This is a genomic window from Brevundimonas sp. GW456-12-10-14-LB3, from assembly GCF_059424365.1.
In genome coordinates this window covers 25,662-41,706 of sequence record NZ_JBWKZJ010000010.1, presented here as the reverse complement: position 1 = coordinate 41,706, position 16,045 = coordinate 25,662, and the positions used below count along the sequence as shown (strand labels likewise).

Below are 16,045 nucleotides of genomic sequence, written 5' to 3'. Positions count from 1 at the left end.
ATAGGCGCTCTGCGGCTCCGCGACCACCGGCGTAACGGTCAGTTCGTCGTTACGCCGGCGCCGGGATTGGCGACCGTCTCGCCCGTCGGTGCGGCGTCCTGGGTTCGCAGGAGCTGAGCCGAACGCTCGGCCTGAAGCTGGGCCTGACGGCGCGCCTGCTCCTCCGCCACCTGCCGGGCCGCCTGTTCGGCGCGGCTGTTCAGCTGGGTCAAAGGGGTCAGAAGGGCGGGCAGGACGCCGCTATGCTCGCCGTTCAGATAGACGTCAAAGGCGGCTGGATCAGACACGTCGATCGTGGCGCTGACGCCCATGGGGGCGCGCCAGGCCTCTCCCGGCGCCATCTGCCGGGCGAACAGGGCCTGACCCCCGCCCAGCCTAACCACCAGCGCGCCGGCCTTCTTGGCCTGAATGACCACCTGAGAGGCGGTGGCCGGGGCGCCGTAGACGGCGCCGCGCGGATTGAACGCCTTCTGAACCGGGGCGGCGTCCGCCGCCTGGGCCGCCGCGATCACCGCCGGATCGTTCGGATCGACCCCGGTCAGCTGGGCCTCAAGGCCGGGCGTGACATAGAGGGCGGGCGTCGTCTGGTCCGGCGGCGCAGCCCTGGGGGCGCCCAGCGCGATCGGGGCGGCCTGGCCGGGCACCTCTCCCAGCCGCCAGCTTTCCGGCACGGCGGCGATGTCGGACGGGCGGACCTCCTGGTGGATGTTGAGGCGCTGAAACACGTTCCAGCCGATCAGGGCGACGGCCACTATGGCGACGAGACCGATGATCCGCGGCGAATAGCGTTTGACGTCCTCAAAGGCGATGCCGATCGGCGCCTTCAACGGGGCGGAGGTGTCCGGGCTTTCGCGCTTGAACCGCTCCACGGCCAGCTGTTCGTCCAGCCCCAGGGCCGCCGCATAGCCCCGCACATAGCCGATGGCGAAGACGCGCGAGGGCAGGGACGACCAGTCGTTCTGCTCCAGAGCGATCAGGAAGCGGGTATGGACCTTGGTTTCGGCGGAGAGATCGGCCAGGGACTTTCCCGACTGTTCGCGGGCGCGGCGCAGGCCGTCGCCCAGAGTCGCGGCCTCGGTGATGGAGGGCGCGAGGTCCTTCCAGTCCGGATGAGCCTTGAACTCTTCGGGGGCGTTCCCCGCATCCAGCGCCATGACGCCTGACCCCACACTCGGAACGACAGAGAGCCGCCCCGTACTCGCAACGGACCCGTCCGGTAGCATGTCTTCGCGACGGGACGCGCCTCTCCCCTTCGGCGGACCCCATGCGTCCTGTGGATAAACCATATCGTCAGCCCCATCAACGGCGTTTCCCGATTCGGGATGCGCGCGCCAATCCTCAGGCGGCGACGTTCAATTTCCGGGCCAGGGATTCGATCTCATTGCGGATCGAACCGGTGGAGAGGTTCAGCAGATTGTTCAGGCCGCGCCGCGCAGCCGTCAGATCGGCCGACAGGATCATCCGTTTGACCGGCCCGACCCCGCCCGCAGGCGCCGACAGGCGGGTGAAGCCCAGGGTGATCAGGGCGAAGGCCTCCAGCGGCCGGCCCGCCAGCTCGCCGCAGATCGAGACCGGGGTGCCGGTGTCGGCGCACGCCTTCTGGATGGTCTGGAGCGCACGCAAGGTGGGCGGCGACAGAGGGTCGTAGCGGTCCGACACCAGGGGATTGGTCCGGTCGGCGGCGTACATGTACTGGAACAGGTCGTTGGTGCCGATCGAGACGAAGTCGGTCAGGGGCAGAAGCGCGTCCAAATGCCACAGCAGGGACGGGCATTCGACCATGGCGCCGACGCGCAACAGGGCGGGCAGGGCGCGGCCGCGCCGCCGAGCCCAGGCGCATTCGACGTCGACCAGTTCGCGCGCGGCCCGGAACTCGTCCACCGTCGCGATCATCGGGAACATGACGCGCAGTTCGCGGCCCGCCGCCGCCGTCAGCAGGGCCCGAAGTTGCATCCGCAGCAGGGACGGCCGGTCCAGGCCCAGGCGGATGGCGCGTCGGCCCAGGGCGGGGTTCTCCTCCCGCTCGGCCTCCAGATAGGGCAGGACCTTGTCGCCGCCGATGTCCAGGGTGCGGAAGGTGACGGGCCGGTCGCCGGCCGCGTCCAGCACCAGCTTGTAAAGGGCCGTCTGGGCGTCCAGCCGGGGCAGTTCGTCCGAGACCATGAACTGGAATTCGGTGCGGAACAGGCCGATGCCCTCGGCCCCCGTCTCGTTCAGATTCTCCAGATCCACCGCCAGGCCGGCGTTGGTCAGAAGGCTGATCCGCTGGCCGTCCAGGGTCACGGCTGGGGTGTCGCGCAGCTGGGCGAACTGGGCCCGGCGCTGGTCGCGCACGGCCATCCGCGACTGGACCGCCTCGATCATGTCGGGGCGAGGGCGCAGATAGGCCTCGCCGGTCTCGCCGTCGGCGATGACCATATCGCCTTCCGACAGCCGGTCGCGCAGTCCCATCAGACGACCGACGCAGGGAATCTGCAGCGCGCGGGCCACGATGGCGGCGTGGCTGGCCGCCGATCCCTCTTCGAGCAGCAGGCCCTTCAGCTTGTCGCGCGGATATTCCAGCAGATCAGCCGGACCCAGGTTGCGCGCCACCACTATGGCGTCGTCGGGCAGTTCGCGCTCGCCGGGCTTGTCGCCCGCCAGCACCCGCAGCAGCCGGTTGGCCAGGTCTTCGAAGTCGTGCAGCCGCTCGCGGATATAGGGGTCGCGCGCCTGGGCGAAGCGGGCGCGGTGTTCGTTCCTGACTCGGTCAACCGCCGCCTCTGCGGTCAGGCCGTTCCTCACCGCCTCTTCCAGCGACCGGTTCCAGCCCCGGTCGTCGGCGAACATCCGATAGGTCTCCAGCACCTCGAACGAGGGACCGGCCAGGCCCTGGCCCTTGTCCAGCATGGCGTCCAGGCCGGTCTTCAGCGAGGCCAGGGCCAGCTTCAGCCGGGCCTCCTCCAGACCGGGGTCCTCCGCCAGCAGTTTTTCCGGCGGCAGGGGCGCCTCGTGCAGCACCACATGGCCGAACGCCAGGCCGTCGCCGAACTTCTGGCCTTTCAGCCGTTCCGGCCGATGCGGCGCCAGTTCGACGTCGCGCAGCTCCTCCTGGTCCAGCAGTTCGCCCGAGGAGACGGTTTCGGCCAGGACCATGGCGATGGTCTGGATGTCCTCGACCTCGTCTTCGTCATAGCGCCGCTCAGTGCGGTTCTGCACCACCAGCACGCCAATGGCGCGACCGCCGCGCAGCAGGGGGGCGCCGAGGAAGGCGTGATAGGGGTCTTCGCCCGTTTCCGGCCGATAGGAGAAGGCCGGATGCGACGGGGCGTCCGACAGGCTGATCGGCTGGGCGGTCCGCGCCACTTCGCCGACCAGACCCTCGCCGGGGCGCAGCCGGGTGTTGTGGACGGCGTCTGGGTTCAGGCCTTCGGTCGCGAAAAGCTCCAGCTCGCCCGAGGCGCGGCGCAGATAGATGGAGCAGACCTCGGCGACCATCGACCGGGCGATGATCTGCACCACCATGTTCAGACGGTCCTGAGCCGGGGTCGCGCCCGCGCCCGCCCCGCCCAGAGCCTCGCGGATCTGGCGCAGGAGGTTGCGTGGTCCCCTGGTCATCGCGCCGCCTGCCGGCATCATGGCTCCCGCGCCTCGGCGCCGCAGCGCCCGTTCAAATCACCTATACAGCGTCCAGGCCGTAAGCCGAATGGAGGGCGCGCACGGCCAGTTCGGCATAGGCGGCGTCGATCAGCACGCTGATCTTGATCTCCGAGGTCGAAATCGCCTGGAACTTGACCCCCTTGTCGGCCAGGGCCTTGAACATGGTCTGGGCCACGCCGGCGTGGCTGCGCATGCCGACCCCCACGACGGAGACCTTGGCCACGTCCTCGTCGACGCGGATCTCCTCGAAGGCCAGGTCGGCCTGGGCCGCCTTCATGATGTCGGCGGCGCGCACGGCGTCGCGGCGGCCGGTCGTGAAGGTCAGGTTCACCGTATTGGCGGTGCGGGCCTGGCTCTGGACGATCATGTCCACATTGACGTTGGCCTCGGCCAGACGGGTGAAGACGTCCGCAGGGGCGTCCACCCGGTCGGACAGGCCCAAAAGGGTGATGCGGGCCTCGTCACGGCTCATGGTCACGCCGGACACGATGCGTTTTTCCACGATCTCCTCCTCGTCGCAGATCAGGGTTCCGCCCTTGTCGGGCATTTGGCCGGACTCGTCCGGTTCGATGAAGCTGGACAGAACCCGCACCGGCACCTGTTTGGCCATGGCGAGTTCGACCGATCGGGTTTGCAGCACCTTGGCCCCCAGGGAGGCCATTTCCAGCATCTCCTCGAAGGAGACCTTGTTCAGGCGCCTTGCGCGGCTCTCGATGCGGGGGTCGGTCGTATAGACCCCGTCCACGTCGGTATAGATGTCGCAGGGGCAGGACAGGGCGGCCGCCACGGCGACGGCCGAGGTGTCGGATCCGCCCCGGCCCAGGGTGGTGATCTTGCCGTCGGGGGTCACGCCCTGGAAGCCAGGCACGACGGCGATTTCGCCGGCGTCGACGGCGGCGCCCAGCTTCTCGCCGGGGATGTCGACGATCCGGGCGCGGCCGTGGGCGTCGTCGGTGACGATCGGCACCTGCCAGCCCATCCAGGACCGGGCGTTCAGACCCATGTTGCGCAGCGTCATGGCCAGGAGGCCGGACGTCACCTGTTCGCCCGAGGCCACCACCACATCGTATTCGTCGTCGCTGAGCGGCAGGCCGGCGGCGGCCGGGCCGGCGCCGTCGGTCCAGGCGACCAGCTCGTTCGTCTTGCCGGCCATGGCCGAGACGACGACAGCCACCTTCTTGCCCGAGGCGGCCTCTGCGGCGACGATCCGCGCCGCGCGACGAATGCGTTCGAGGTCCCCCATGGAGGTGCCGCCGAACTTCATCACCAGTCGTGTGGTTTCGGGCCGCGTCATCGTGGCGTTCCGCCCCCTGCTTGCGTGAAAGGGCGCGAAGGTCCATCCCTCGCGTCATGACCGCTTCTAGCGACGCCGCACCGTCTCGCCTACCCCGCGAAGGGCATGGTTTTTCGCAAAATTCGCCCGAAGGCGCATTCGGCGCATCGATTGACCCGGCCGACGTCGCCCGCTTCTCGGCCCAGGCGGCCGAATGGTGGGATGCGCACGGGCCGTTCGCGCCTCTGCATCGGTTCAATCCGGCGCGGTTGAAGCTGATCCGCGAGCAGCTGTGCGCCCGGCTGGGCCGGGATTCGCGAGCGCGCCGCCCGTTCGAGGGTCTGGCCCTGCTGGACGTCGGCTGCGGCGGCGGGCTGATCGCCGAGCCGATGCGGCGGATGGGCTTCACCGTCACCGCCATCGACGCCTCGACCGAGAACATCGGCACAGCGCGCGCCCATGCCGAGATGGTCGGGCTGGACATCGCCTATCGCCCGGCGACCGTTGAACAGATGGAGGCGGAAAAGGCGGGGCCGTTCGATGTGGTCCTGACCATGGAGGTGATCGAGCATGTCGCCGATCCGGAAGGCTTCGTGCGCGCCTGTTCGCGCCTGGTCCGGCCGGGCGGGGTGATGATGGTCGCCACCCTGAACCGCACCCTGAAGTCCCTGGCGCTCGGCAAGGTGGCGGCGGAATATGTGCTGCGCTGGGTGCCGGCCGGGACGCACGACTGGCGCCAGTTCCTGAAGCCCGAGGAGATTCGGGAAATGCTGGCGGCGGAGCCGGTGACGGTCGAGGGCCCCTACGGCCTGAACTATGACCCGCTGACGGATCGCTGGAGCCAGAGCGACGACGCGGGGATCAACTATATGATGGTGGCCACGCGGGCCTGAAACGCGAAAGGCCGCCCCGAAGGGCGGCCTTTCCTTTTTGGGCCGAAGCCTCACACCTTCGAAGCGCGGCTCCGCGTCCAGGCGTACAGGCCGACCACGGCGACGGCGAAGCCGACGATCCCCGCCAGCATGGCCGGCCAGGTCGAACCCTCGGGCAGCATGGCGAACGGCGCGTCGTCGCGGGTGGCGACGATGACCCCGGCGGTGAAGACGCCGAACAGGCTTTCGCCCACGATCAGGCCCGAGGCCAGCAGCACGCCCATCCGCCGCGCCACATCGGCGTAACGGGTGCTGGACACCGCCTTGTCGTAGAGCCAGCCGCAGACGGCGCCGATGACCAGCATGGTCGTGACGGCGGCCGGCAGATAGAAGCCGATGCCGACGGCCAGGGGCGGCAGCTTGATCTTCTTGCCGGTCGCCTTCTCCAGCACGGCGTCCAGGATGATGATGACCACGCCGATCACTGCGCCCAGGCCGATCAGGTCCCAGCGCAGGTCGCCGCCGATGACGCCGCGCGCCAGGGCCGAGATCAAGGTCGCCTGAGGCGCCGCAAGGGTCTTGGCGCCCTCGACGATGGCGGGCGGGCCGCCCTCGAAGCCGAAGGCCTGGTTCAGCAGGTTGAGGATCAGGGGAATGACGATGGCGCCGGCGCCGACGCCGACGATCAGGGCGACCTGCTGGCGCCAGGGCGTCGCCTCGACCAGCTGGCCGGTCTTCAGGTCCTGGAGATTGTCATTGGCGATGACGGCGACGGCGAAGACCACGGCGGTCACGATCAGGGCGAAGGCGATGATGGACGGATCGGCGGGCACGCCCGCGATCGTCATCACGCCCAGCATCAGCAGGGAGGCGATCACGACGGCCAGGATGCCGACGCCCGAGACCGGGCTGTTCGACGAGCCGATCAGGCCGGCCATGTATCCGCAGATGGCGGCCACGGCGAAGCCGATCAGGACCACATAGACCAGGCCGCCGATCACCAGCAGGGGCGTCGATCCGGCCAGGGCTGGAGCGGTCTGGGCGAACCAGGCCAGAAGGCCGGCGATGCCGATCAGGCAGACGACCGAGATCCCGCCGACCAGCTTGATCGGCAGATCCTGTTCGGTCAGCTCCAGCGCCTCGCCGTGATTTCGGCGGGCGTTGGCGGCCAGGGCCGAGGTCAGGCCGCCGACCAGGGGGCCGGCCAGCTTGATCAGGGTCCAGATGGCGGCCACGCCGATGACGCCGGCGCCCATGAAGCGAACCTCGCGGCTCCAGACCCGTCCGGCCAGATCCTCGGCGCCCGTTCCGGCGGGCAGGGTGGAGGCGATGGAAGGAATGCCGTGCGCCGTCAGCCAGGCGACGGTGTCGGGGCTGGTCAAGACCGGCACGGCGATCGCCCAGGCCAGGATCAGGCCGAACAGCTGGGCCAGGCCCACGGTCAGGCCGATCAGATGGCCGGCGCCCAGAAGGGCGAACTGCATGCCGAAGCCCATGCCGGTGGCCCCGCCGCCCAGGGCGGTCGGAAGCTTGAAGAATTTGGCGGCCTCGCCGGCGAAGACGCGACCCGCGACCAGCAGGGCGTAGCCGGCCGAGACGGCCGCGCCGCCGACCACGACCCACAGGCCGGACTTGTTCTCGCGCACCGCGCTCTCGGTCTGTTCGGACCCGCGCGAGCCGACCTTCAACACCTCGGCGGCGGCGACGCCTTCCGGATAGGGCAGGCCGCCGCCCGTCACCAGGGCGCGGCGCAGCGGGATGGAGAAGGTCACCCCCAGGACGCCGCCCAGGATGCAGATGGCCACCGACTGCCAGAAGGGAAACTCCAGCCACCAGCCGATCATCACCAGGCCCGGCAGGACGAAGATGATCGAGCTCATGGCCCCGCCGACCGAGGCCACGGTCTGGACCGTCATATTCTCCCAGATGGTCGAGGTCTTGAAGGCCCGCAGCACGGCCATGGAGATGACCGCCGCCGGAATGGCCGAGGCGAAGGTCAGGCCGACCAGCAGGCCCAGATAGGTATTGGCGGCGGTGAAGATCACCGCCAGCAGGCAGCCCAGCACAAGGGCGCGAAGGGTCAGTTCAAGCCGGCCCTTTCGGGTTTGGGGCGCAGCGACGGCGTCAGTCATGAAGATCGGTTCCCACGTTCGACCGGGACGTAAGCCCATAAAGGCCGCTGCGGCAACTGGTCACGCTCAGCGGACTCCTCAGGCGGTGAGGGGCTGGCTCCAGCGAAGGCGCCGGCGCGCCCGCCGAACTAGGCCCGGGGCGGCCACCGTCACCCGATAGACCCCTGCCATGACCAGGGCCGTCAGGGCCCAGGACAGCAGGATGTCGGACAGGAAATGCCCACCGAAGGCCAGCCGGTTCATCGACAGGGCCAAGGCGTAGACGAGCCCCAGCGGCAGGACGGCCGGTCGCCACCGCGCCGGAGTGACCACCAGCAGGACGCCCGCCATCCAGGCGGCGCTGGAGCCCTCGCCGGAGACGAAGGAGCAGTTGGACTGGCAGGCGTCGCTGATCACCCAGGCCGGGGTAAAGGCCGCGTCGCCGCCGAACTGGTCGATCTGGACCGGGCGAGCGCGCCCCCAAAGGCTCTTGAACAGCAGATTGACGACCAGCCCCGGTCCGAGGGCCAGGGCCGCGACGGCGAACATCGCCCGCCGCGCTGCGGCGCCGACGGAACGCCCGCGCAGGGCCCGCCAGATCAGGCGGCCGATCACCCCCAGCAGCAGAAGGGCCAGGACCAGGGTGGAACTCTTGCGCAAGGCCTTGAGCACGGGATCGCCCGCCAGGAAGAAGCCGGCCTCAGGTCGGTAGAAGAAGCGGCTCACGGCGATGTCCACGCCTGGAAAGACCAGAAAATAGGCGCTGATCGCCAGGACGGCCGCCGCAGCCAGAACGGCTGCGTCGTCGCGCGTGAGGCGAAGGCGAGCGCTCAAGTCCGTCCAGGACGAGAGGCGCAGACGCGGCGCGGGCGTGATGACGGACTGAGACACATTCCCCCCGGATTGGTCTGGAGACGCCAATGCCAGAGTGCGGTGTCGTTCCCGCGTCATTACGAACAATGTTTTCCGAACATCGGGGCGAGCACGGACGATCGACTTGGCCTAGGTTCCAAGACCGGCTAGGAGCGCCCCATGCCTGAACTTCCCGAGGTCGAAACCGTCCGGCGCGGCCTGACGCCGGTGCTGGCGGGCGCGCGTCTGTCGCGGGTGCGGATCAACCGGCCCGACCTGCGCTTTCCGTTCCCGGAAGGCTTCGTTGAGCGGCTGGAGGGGGCGACGGTCGAACGCGTGGACCGGCGAGCCAAATATCTGCTTCTGCCCCTGTCCACCGGCGAGACCTGGATCACCCATCTCGGCATGACCGGCCGTTTCACCCTGGACGGCGCCCAGCTGGGCGAGTTCGAGGAGGCGGCGCCCATCGCGGGCAAGCACGAGCATTTCAGCGGCTGCGCCGAGCGCGACGGCCTTGCGACCCGGATCGGCTACGCCGACGCGCGCCGGTTCGGCTTCATGGGCCTGATCCCCACCGCCCAGGTCGAGGCCCACCCCTGGTTCGCCGGCCTGGGGCCCGAGCCGCTGGGCAATGGCTTTTCCGGCGCCCATCTGGCCGAGGCCTTCGCGGGCAAGAGCCAGAACATCAAGGTCTCCCTGCTGGATCAGAGGATCGTCGCCGGCCTGGGCAACATCTATGTCTGCGAGGCCCTGTACCGGGCCCGGATCTCGCCCCTGGTGGCGGCCGGATCGCTGTCGAAGGCGCGGCTGGAGACCCTGGCCTCGGTGGTCCGCGACGTGCTGAACGACGCCATCGCCGCCGGGGGATCGACCCTGAAGGACTTCGCCAACGCCGAGGGCGGCCAAGGCTATTTCCAGCACCGGTTCGACGTCTACGGCCGCGAGGGCGAACCGTGCCGGGGCGAGGGCTGCACGGGGACGGTCGCCCGGATCGTCCAGGGCGGACGCTCCACCTTCTACTGCCCGTCCTGCCAGAAGCGCTGAGGCGACCGGCCGTCATGACGAACGGCCGTCGATCCTCTATGACCGGCGTCAACAGAGGAGACCGCACATGGCCGACGCCTATTCCACCCTTCTGATCGAACGCTGCGCCGACGGCTATGCGGTCGTGACCCTGAACCGGCCCGAGGCGCTGAACGCCCTGAACTCGACCCTGTTCGGCGAATTGGCGGCCTTCCTGGACGCGGTCGAGACCGACGACAGCGTGCGCTGCCTGATCCTGACCGGCTCGGCCAAGGCCTTCGCCGCCGGGGCCGACATCAAGGAGATGGCGGACCAGTCCTACGCCGACATGTTCAAGGGCAATTTCTTCGCCCTGGGCCATGACCGGATCACCCGGTTCAGAAAGCCGATCATCGCGGCGGTGTCGGGCTATGCCCTGGGCGGCGGCTGCGAACTGGCCATGCTGTGCGACTTCATCATCGCCTCCGAGACCGCCAAGTTCGGCCAGCCCGAGATCAATCTGGGCGTGGCGCCCGGCATCGGCGGCTCCCAGCGGCTGACCCGCCTGGTTGGCAAGTCCAAGGCCATGGACATGATCCTGACAGCCCGGATGATGGATGCGGCGGAAGCCGAGCGCGCCGGCCTGGTCAGCCGCGTCGTCGCCCCCGAGGCCCTGCTGGACGAGGCCCGCGCGGCGGCCGCCAAGATCGCCTCGCAAAGTCCCCTGGCGGTGATGATGAACAAGGAGATGGTCAATGTCGCCCTGGAGACGACCTTGACCGAGGGCGTCCGTTTCGAACGTCGCCTGTTCCACTCCCTGTTCGCCTTCGACGATCAGAAGGAGGGCATGGCCGCCTTCGTCGAAAAGCGCAAACCCGACTTCAAGGGGCGGTGACCGACCGCCGCAGCCGTCAACCGATCGCCGTGATCCGGCGTTAGGAGCGGACCATGCGCCGCCTTCTTGTCTCGCTCCTCGCCATCCTGTTCGTCGTCCTGCCCGGAGCCGCCTCGGCTCAGGGGTCGGCTGCGTTCCTGCCCGCCTTCCGCTCCGACCGGATCATCGTGGAGACGCGGGGCGCGGGGCCGGACGTGATCTTCATCCCCGGCCTGGGATCGACCGGGGCGGCCTGGCGGTCGACGGCGGACAAGCTGGAGGGCCGCTATCGGGTTCATCTGGTGACGATCCGCGGCTTTGGTCAGACGGACATCGGCGCCAACGCCCGCGGCGCCCTGGCCGCCCCGGCTGCGCTGGAGATCGAACGCTACATCCGCGAGCACAGGCTGTCCCGGCCCGCTCTGATCGGCCATTCCCTGGGCGGTCAGATCGCGCTGCGGGTGGCGGCGGACATGCGCAACCGGGTGGGACGGGTGATGGTGGTCGATTCCGCCCCCTTCTTTCCGGCCCTGGTCGATTCCCGCGTCACGACGCGCGAGGTCGAGCCCCTGGCGCGGCTGGGCTATCAGGCCCTGATGCTGTTCGGCGACCAGGCGCTGAAGGGCCAGGTCTCGGCCCTGGGCGGCGACCTGGGTCTGGCAGGGGACATGGTGTTCGACGGCCTGGGCCTTCAGGGCGGCGACCGGCGCGTTCTGGCCCAGGGGCTGTACGAGGCCCTGACCGTGGATCTGCGGCCCCGGCTGCGCGACGTCACCGCCCCGGTCACGGTGGTCTACGGCTGGACGCGGGATACGAACAATCCACGCAACCGGCTGGAGGGGCTTTACCGCTACGGCTTCTCCACCCTGCCGCGTCCGGCCCAGTTCGTCCGCATCGAAGGCGCCGACCACCAGGTGATGATCGACCAACCGGCGCGGTTCCAGGCGGCGGTGGAGCGATTTTTGGGGTAAGCACAGACCTTCCCCCGCTTGCGGGGGAAGTGTCAGCTCGTCGAGCGAAGCGAGACGGCTGACGATGGGGGAAGTCTTGTTTCTTGCAGGAAGACTCCCCTCTCCGACCCTGGATGGGCTGCGCCGATCGCCGGGCCACCTCTCCCGCAAGCGGGAGAGGGTCTTATCGGCCTTTGGCCTCGCGATAAATGTGATCGGTGACGGCGGGCAGATCGTTCAGCACATCGCGGGCCGCGATACGCAGGGTGCGTATGCCCTGCTCGAGCAGGAAGGCGTCGCGGCGCGCGTCCTGCGCCGCACGGCCGTCGTGACTGTCGCCGTCGATCTCGACCGCCAGTCGAACGCCGGCGCAGTAGAAGTCGAGCACATAGGGGGCGATGGGATGCTGACGGCGGAACTTCAGCCCGCCCAATTTCTCGCCCCGCAGCGCCTGCCATAGCTGTACCTCGGGCAGGCTCATGTCCCGCCGCAGATCGCGCGCCTTGTCGATGATGTCGGACGAACGACCTTCTTCGGGCTCCAGACCCTGCGCCAACGTCTCCAGCACCCCCTTGCCGTAGCGGTCCAGTTTCGACTGGCCGACGCCGGGGAGGGCGGCCAGGGCCGTCAGGTCGCCGGGTTCGGCCTGGGCGATCTCCAGCAGGGTCTTGTCCTGGAAGATGACATAGGGCGGGACGTGCTGTTCCGAAGCACGGTCGCGGCGCCAGGCGCGTAAGCGCTCGAAGCGGGCGCGGACGTCGGCGTCCATGGTCTCGAGCGCGGCGTTGCGGCCCTCGCCAGAGCGGTCGCGGCGGCCCGAGCTGGAACTGGAGGCGCGCACCGGTGCGCGGCGGACTTCGATCCTGCGCTCGGCCTTGTACACGGCGCGCACCGCCTCGGGCTCGCCCAGGCCGACCAGGGGCTTGCCGTCGTTCGGATCCTCGACCAGCAGGCCCTCGAACAGCAGGTGGTCGACGATGTCGCGCCAGCCGTTGGGCGAGACGTCGGCGCCTATGCCCCAGGTGGACAGCTGTTGCTCCCACGGCTGGACGTCCTTGGTGCGGCCGGTCAGGTGGTCGATCACCCGGCCCCGGCCGAACCGGCCGCCCAGGCGCTGGACCGCCGCCAGGGCCTTCTGGGCGGGGACGGTGGCGTCATAGGTCTGGGGCGGGTCGCCGCAGATGTCGCAGACGCCGCAAGGGGCCGCGTCGGTCTCGCCGAAATAGCGGCGCACGGCCTGGGCGCGGCAGACGGCGCCGTCCAGCATGGCGAACAGCTGGCGGGCCTTGCGCACCTGAACCTGTTTGACCTCCTCGGCCATCGGGCGGCCGTCCAGCCGGCGCAGGGTCCAGGCGATGTCGGAGGGGCCGTACAGGGTGATGCCCTCGGCCGGTTCGCCGTCCCGGCCGCCCCGGCCGATCTCCTGCCAATAGGCCTCCAGGCTGCCGGGCGGATCGGCGTGGATGACGAAGCGGACGTCGGCCTTGTCCACCCCCATGCCGAAGGCGATGGTGGCCACCATGACGGCCCCGTCCTCGGCCAGGAACCGCTCCAGACGGCGGTCGCGCTCCTTCGTATCCATGCCGGCGTGATAGGCGATGGCGTTGGTCCCGGCGTCGCGCAGGGCCTGGGCCACGCGTTCGCAGCCGTCGCGGCTGCCGCAATAGACTACGCCCGACTTGCCGCGCCGTTCGCGCACCAGTTCGATGACGCGGGCGTCGGTCCTGGCGCGCGAGGCGCTCTCCTTGCGTTCGGCCGACAGCTGCAGGTTCGGGCGGGCGAAGCTGTCGACGAAGACCCGGGCCCCCTCCAGCCGCAGCGAGCGCAGGATGTCGTCGCGCGTGCGGGCGTCGGCCGTGGCGGTCACGGCGATGCGCGGGACGTGGGGGAAGCGCTCGGCCAGCAGGCCCAGGTTGCGATAGTCGGGGCGGAAGTCGTGGCCCCACTGGCTGACGCAGTGGGCCTCGTCGATGGCGATCAGGCTGAGCGGCAGCTCGGCCAGCCGGTCCATCATGGCTCCGGCCGCCAAGCCTTCGGGCGAGACGTACAGCAGGTCCAGAGCGCCGGAGCGGGCGGCGGCCCAGATGGCCGACCGTTCGTCCAGCGAGACGCCGGAATCCAGCCGGGCGGCCGCCACCCCCTGCTGTTTCAGGGCCTCGACCTGGTCGGTCATCAGGGCGATCAGGGGCGAGACCACCAGGCCCAGGCCGGGGCGAAGGATGGCCGGGATCTGATAGCAGACGCTCTTGCCGCCGCCGGTCGGCAGGACGGCCAGGACGTCGCGCCCGGCCAGAACCTCGGCCACCACCTGGCTTTGCAGGCCGCGGAAGTCGCCATGGCCCCAGACCCGCGACAGCAGGGAGCGGGCGTCGGCCAGACCGGGCGTCGTGGCGGGGCGGGGCTGGGTCTGGAGGGCCGGCATCCGAAGGTTGTGCACTCTTTGTTCCGGCCTGCGAAGCCCCTTTGACCGCTTTCACGGCCGAGCGGCTGACGCGGCTGGGGACGGATCAGTGCGCGGGCGAGGGGGCGAACTGGCCGCCGACGCGATAACGGTACAGATAGGAGGGCGCGATCGACTCCATGCTGGCCGGATGGACGACGCCCAACGCGGCCAGACCCTCGGCGCCCGGCGAGACCACATTGTCCTTCTGCAGCATGACGACCTGATCGCGGGTCAGGGGCGGGGTCAGACCGATCAGGCTGACGGTCTGGAGCAGCGAGCCCAGCAGCCGGGCGACCGGGAAGGGAATGGGCGCCAGCAGACGGTCGCGACCCGTCTCCCGCTTCACCAGCTCCAGCACTTCGCGGAAGGTATAGATATCCGGTCCGCCCAGTTCATAGGTTCGGCCGGCCGCGTCGCCGCGCGTCACGGCCCGGGCCACGGCCTCGGCCACATCGCCGACATAGACCGGCTGGAACCGGGTCTTGCCGCCGCCGATCAGCGGCAAGGCGGGCGCAAGGGTCGCCATGGCGGCGAACCGGTTCAGGAAGCCGTCGTCGGCGCCGAAGACCAGGGACGGACGCAGGATGACGGCGTCGGGATAGACGGCGCGGATCTCGTTTTCCGCCTCGCCCTTGGTGCGGGCGTAGGCGGAGGGGCTGTCGGCGTCGGCGCCGATGGCCGAGATCTGGACGACCCGTTCGACGCCGGCGGCCTTGGACGCCTGGGCGATGTTCCTGGCGGCCTCGACGTGGGCGCTCTTGAAGCCGCGCTTGCCGCCGCCGTCGTGCAGGACGCCGACCAGATTGACCACGGCGTTCGAGCCGCGCACGGCCGCCGCCACATCCTCGGCGCTGGTGACGTCGCAGCGCATGAACTGGATCTGGCCCGGATCGCCGGCCGTCTGGACCTCGATGGCCAGGACCGGGTTGCGCACCGCCACGCGGATGCGCCAGCCGCGACGGGCCAGGGCGCGCACCGCCTGGGCTCCGATGAAGCCCGAACCTCCGAAGAGGGTCACGACGCCGGGGGCGAGGTCAGCCATGGGAGAAGCTCCAGTGAATTCCGTGTCGGCGGGATAGCCGATGGGGCGCCGCATCGCAACGCGGGCGACCCGGTCCGGGCGGGAGGAAACCAAAAACAGTGTCCGATGTGTCCGATGTGTCTGATTTGTCCGATCCGCGCCGTCGTCCGCTCCTGAAAAAGAGTGTCCGATGTGTCCGATGTGTCCGGTTCGCGCGGTCGCGCGCTCCCAAAAAAGGTGTCCGAAGTGTCCGATCTGTCCGATCCGATCTCTTCGCCCGTCCGCCGCCTCCGCTCGTCCCCGTCGATCCGCGACTGTCGCACGGCGGGCGGCCCAGGGGCGCAGAAGGCGGGTTTGGAGTCCTAAGCGGTTGGAAAGGCTGAGGGCGGCTTGGCGATCGAGCGGCGCTCGCCCATCTAGGGCCCATGCAGATTTTCACCATCGGATATGAGGGGGCGACCCAGGCGGAGGTGATCGGGCGGCTGAAGGGCGCCGGGGTCGATCTGCTGATCGACGTCCGGGCGGTCGCCGCCTCGCGCCGCGCCGGCTTTTCCAAGACGGTCCTGGGCGAAAGCCTGAAGGCCGAGGGGATCGACTATCTGCATCTGCGGGGGCTGGGCACGCCCAAGGCCGGTCGCGACGCGGCCCGCAAGGGCCATGTCGCCGAGATGCGCGCGATTTTCGCCGACCATCTGGCCGAGCCCCAGGCCCAGCTGGAGTATGCGCGGCTGAAGGATTTGGCGGGGGAGAAGCGCGTGGCCCTGCTGTGTTTCGAGGCCGATCACGCGGGATGCCACCGCGCGGTGTTGGCCGAGCGGCTGGCGGAGGAGGACGGGGCGACGGTGGTCAATCTGTAGGGGTGTTGGCGAGGCCCACCTTCCCCCGCTTGCGGGGGAAGCGTCAGGTCATGGCGCGAAGCGACACGCCCGACGATGGGGGGCGTTTTTCTTCTGAAATAAGACTCCCCCTCTCCGACCCTGGTTCGCTTCGCGAACGCCGGGCCACCTC

The 16,045-nt window shown here is 69.5% G+C and carries 12 protein-coding genes and 1 pseudogene; 5 read left to right on the top strand and 8 right to left on the bottom strand.

Annotation, left to right across the window (positions count from 1 at the left end; all coding sequences use genetic code 11):
- Nucleotides 1-38 precede the first annotated feature (38 nt).
- From AC07XS_RS06375 to AC07XS_RS06365, 3 genes are all read right to left on the bottom strand, one after another.
- Nucleotides 39-1,154 (bottom strand): helix-turn-helix domain-containing protein, encoded by a 1,116-nt coding sequence (locus AC07XS_RS06375; protein ID WP_182713881.1) that lies wholly within the window; start codon nt 1,152-1,154, stop codon nt 39-41.
- A 184-nt stretch (nt 1,155-1,338) separates the two neighbouring features.
- Nucleotides 1,339-3,597, bottom strand: a complete 2,259-nt coding sequence (ptsP, locus tag AC07XS_RS06370) for a phosphoenolpyruvate--protein phosphotransferase (protein ID WP_321207988.1) — start codon at nt 3,595-3,597, stop codon at nt 1,339-1,341.
- A gap of 61 nt (nt 3,598-3,658) precedes the next feature.
- On the bottom strand, nt 3,659-4,933 hold the full coding sequence (locus AC07XS_RS06365) for an aspartate kinase (protein WP_182713883.1): 1,275 nt from the start codon (nt 4,931-4,933) through the stop codon (nt 3,659-3,661).
- Nucleotides 4,934-4,989: 56 nt separating this feature from the next.
- Between AC07XS_RS06365 and ubiG the strand changes: the two genes are divergently transcribed.
- A complete protein-coding gene (ubiG, locus tag AC07XS_RS06360; protein WP_182713884.1) occupies nt 4,990-5,805 on the top strand; it encodes a bifunctional 2-polyprenyl-6-hydroxyphenol methylase/3-demethylubiquinol 3-O-methyltransferase UbiG in 816 nt (271 codons plus the stop codon).
- Between the two features lie 50 nt (nt 5,806-5,855).
- Here ubiG and AC07XS_RS06355 read toward each other — a convergent pair whose 3' ends face one another.
- Together AC07XS_RS06355 and AC07XS_RS06350 are read right to left on the bottom strand one after the other, a co-directional pair.
- A complete protein-coding gene (locus AC07XS_RS06355; protein WP_182713885.1) occupies nt 5,856-7,916 on the bottom strand; it encodes an OPT family oligopeptide transporter in 2,061 nt (686 codons plus the stop codon).
- Nucleotides 7,917-7,994: 78 nt separating this feature from the next.
- Nucleotides 7,995-8,729: a phosphatase PAP2 family protein gene (locus AC07XS_RS06350; RefSeq protein WP_321207989.1), complete on the bottom strand. Its 735-nt coding sequence runs from the start codon at nt 8,727-8,729 to the stop codon at nt 7,995-7,997.
- 198 nt (nt 8,730-8,927) lie between these two features.
- Here AC07XS_RS06350 and mutM point away from each other — a divergent pair, with 198 nt between their 5' ends.
- The 3 genes from mutM (at nt 8,928) to AC07XS_RS06335 (ending at nt 11,594) form a co-directional block, all read left to right on the top strand.
- Nucleotides 8,928-9,791 carry a bifunctional DNA-formamidopyrimidine glycosylase/DNA-(apurinic or apyrimidinic site) lyase gene (gene mutM / locus AC07XS_RS06345; protein WP_054764254.1) on the top strand — a complete coding sequence of 288 codons (864 nt, stop codon included), beginning with the start codon at nt 8,928-8,930 and terminating at the stop codon, nt 9,789-9,791.
- Between the two features lie 67 nt (nt 9,792-9,858).
- Complete coding sequence (locus AC07XS_RS06340; protein WP_182713887.1) at nt 9,859-10,644, top strand: enoyl-CoA hydratase; 786 nt, start codon at nt 9,859-9,861, stop codon at nt 10,642-10,644.
- Nucleotides 10,645-10,697: 53 nt separating this feature from the next.
- Nucleotides 10,698-11,594 carry an alpha/beta fold hydrolase gene (locus tag AC07XS_RS06335; protein WP_182713888.1) on the top strand — a complete coding sequence of 299 codons (897 nt, stop codon included), beginning with the start codon at nt 10,698-10,700 and terminating at the stop codon, nt 11,592-11,594.
- A 163-nt stretch (nt 11,595-11,757) separates the two neighbouring features.
- Here the strand turns inward: AC07XS_RS06335 and AC07XS_RS06330 are convergent, their stop codons facing one another.
- The 3 genes and pseudogenes from AC07XS_RS06330 to AC07XS_RS06320 all read right to left on the bottom strand — a co-directional run bounded on the left by AC07XS_RS06330 (nt 11,758) and on the right by AC07XS_RS06320 (nt 15,058).
- A complete protein-coding gene (locus AC07XS_RS06330; RefSeq protein ID WP_444581308.1) occupies nt 11,758-12,054 on the bottom strand; it encodes an endonuclease domain-containing protein in 297 nt (98 codons plus the stop codon).
- 66 nt (nt 12,055-12,120) lie between these two features.
- A pseudogene (gene recQ, locus AC07XS_RS06325) lies at nt 12,121-13,995 on the bottom strand (DNA helicase RecQ); the annotation flags it as partial.
- Nucleotides 13,996-14,080: 85 nt separating this feature from the next.
- Nucleotides 14,081-15,058 carry a complex I NDUFA9 subunit family protein gene (locus tag AC07XS_RS06320; protein WP_182713890.1) on the bottom strand — a complete coding sequence of 326 codons (978 nt, stop codon included), beginning with the start codon at nt 15,056-15,058 and terminating at the stop codon, nt 14,081-14,083.
- Nucleotides 15,059-15,462: 404 nt separating this feature from the next.
- Between AC07XS_RS06320 and AC07XS_RS06315 the strand changes: the two genes are divergently transcribed.
- Nucleotides 15,463-15,894, top strand: coding sequence for a DUF488 domain-containing protein (locus AC07XS_RS06315; protein ID WP_182713891.1), 432 nt, complete (start codon nt 15,463-15,465; stop codon nt 15,892-15,894).
- Nucleotides 15,895-16,045 lie beyond the last annotated feature (151 nt).

Bases quoted from the DNA above. Each gene is read 5' to 3' on its own strand.
- ubiG (WP_182713884.1), top strand. From the start codon at position 4,990: ATGACCGCTTCTAGCGACGCCGCACCGTCTCGCCTACCCCGCGAAGGG.
- AC07XS_RS06320 (WP_182713890.1), bottom strand. From the start codon at position 15,058: ATGGCTGACCTCGCCCCCGGCGTCGTGACCCTCTTCGGAGGTTCGGGC.
- ptsP (WP_321207988.1), bottom strand. From the start codon at position 3,597: ATGACCAGGGGACCACGCAACCTCCTGCGCCAGATCCGCGAGGCTCTG.
- AC07XS_RS06375 (WP_182713881.1), bottom strand. From the start codon at position 1,154: ATGGCGCTGGATGCGGGGAACGCCCCCGAAGAGTTCAAGGCTCATCCG.
- AC07XS_RS06330 (WP_444581308.1), bottom strand. From the start codon at position 12,054: ATGAGCCTGCCCGAGGTACAGCTATGGCAGGCGCTGCGGGGCGAGAAA.
- AC07XS_RS06315 (WP_182713891.1), top strand. From the start codon at position 15,463: ATGCAGATTTTCACCATCGGATATGAGGGGGCGACCCAGGCGGAGGTG.
- AC07XS_RS06365 (WP_182713883.1), bottom strand. From the start codon at position 4,933: ATGACGCGGCCCGAAACCACACGACTGGTGATGAAGTTCGGCGGCACC.
- AC07XS_RS06355 (WP_182713885.1), bottom strand. From the start codon at position 7,916: ATGACTGACGCCGTCGCTGCGCCCCAAACCCGAAAGGGCCGGCTTGAA.
- AC07XS_RS06335 (WP_182713888.1), top strand. From the start codon at position 10,698: ATGCGCCGCCTTCTTGTCTCGCTCCTCGCCATCCTGTTCGTCGTCCTG.
- AC07XS_RS06340 (WP_182713887.1), top strand. From the start codon at position 9,859: ATGGCCGACGCCTATTCCACCCTTCTGATCGAACGCTGCGCCGACGGC.
- mutM (WP_054764254.1), top strand. From the start codon at position 8,928: ATGCCTGAACTTCCCGAGGTCGAAACCGTCCGGCGCGGCCTGACGCCG.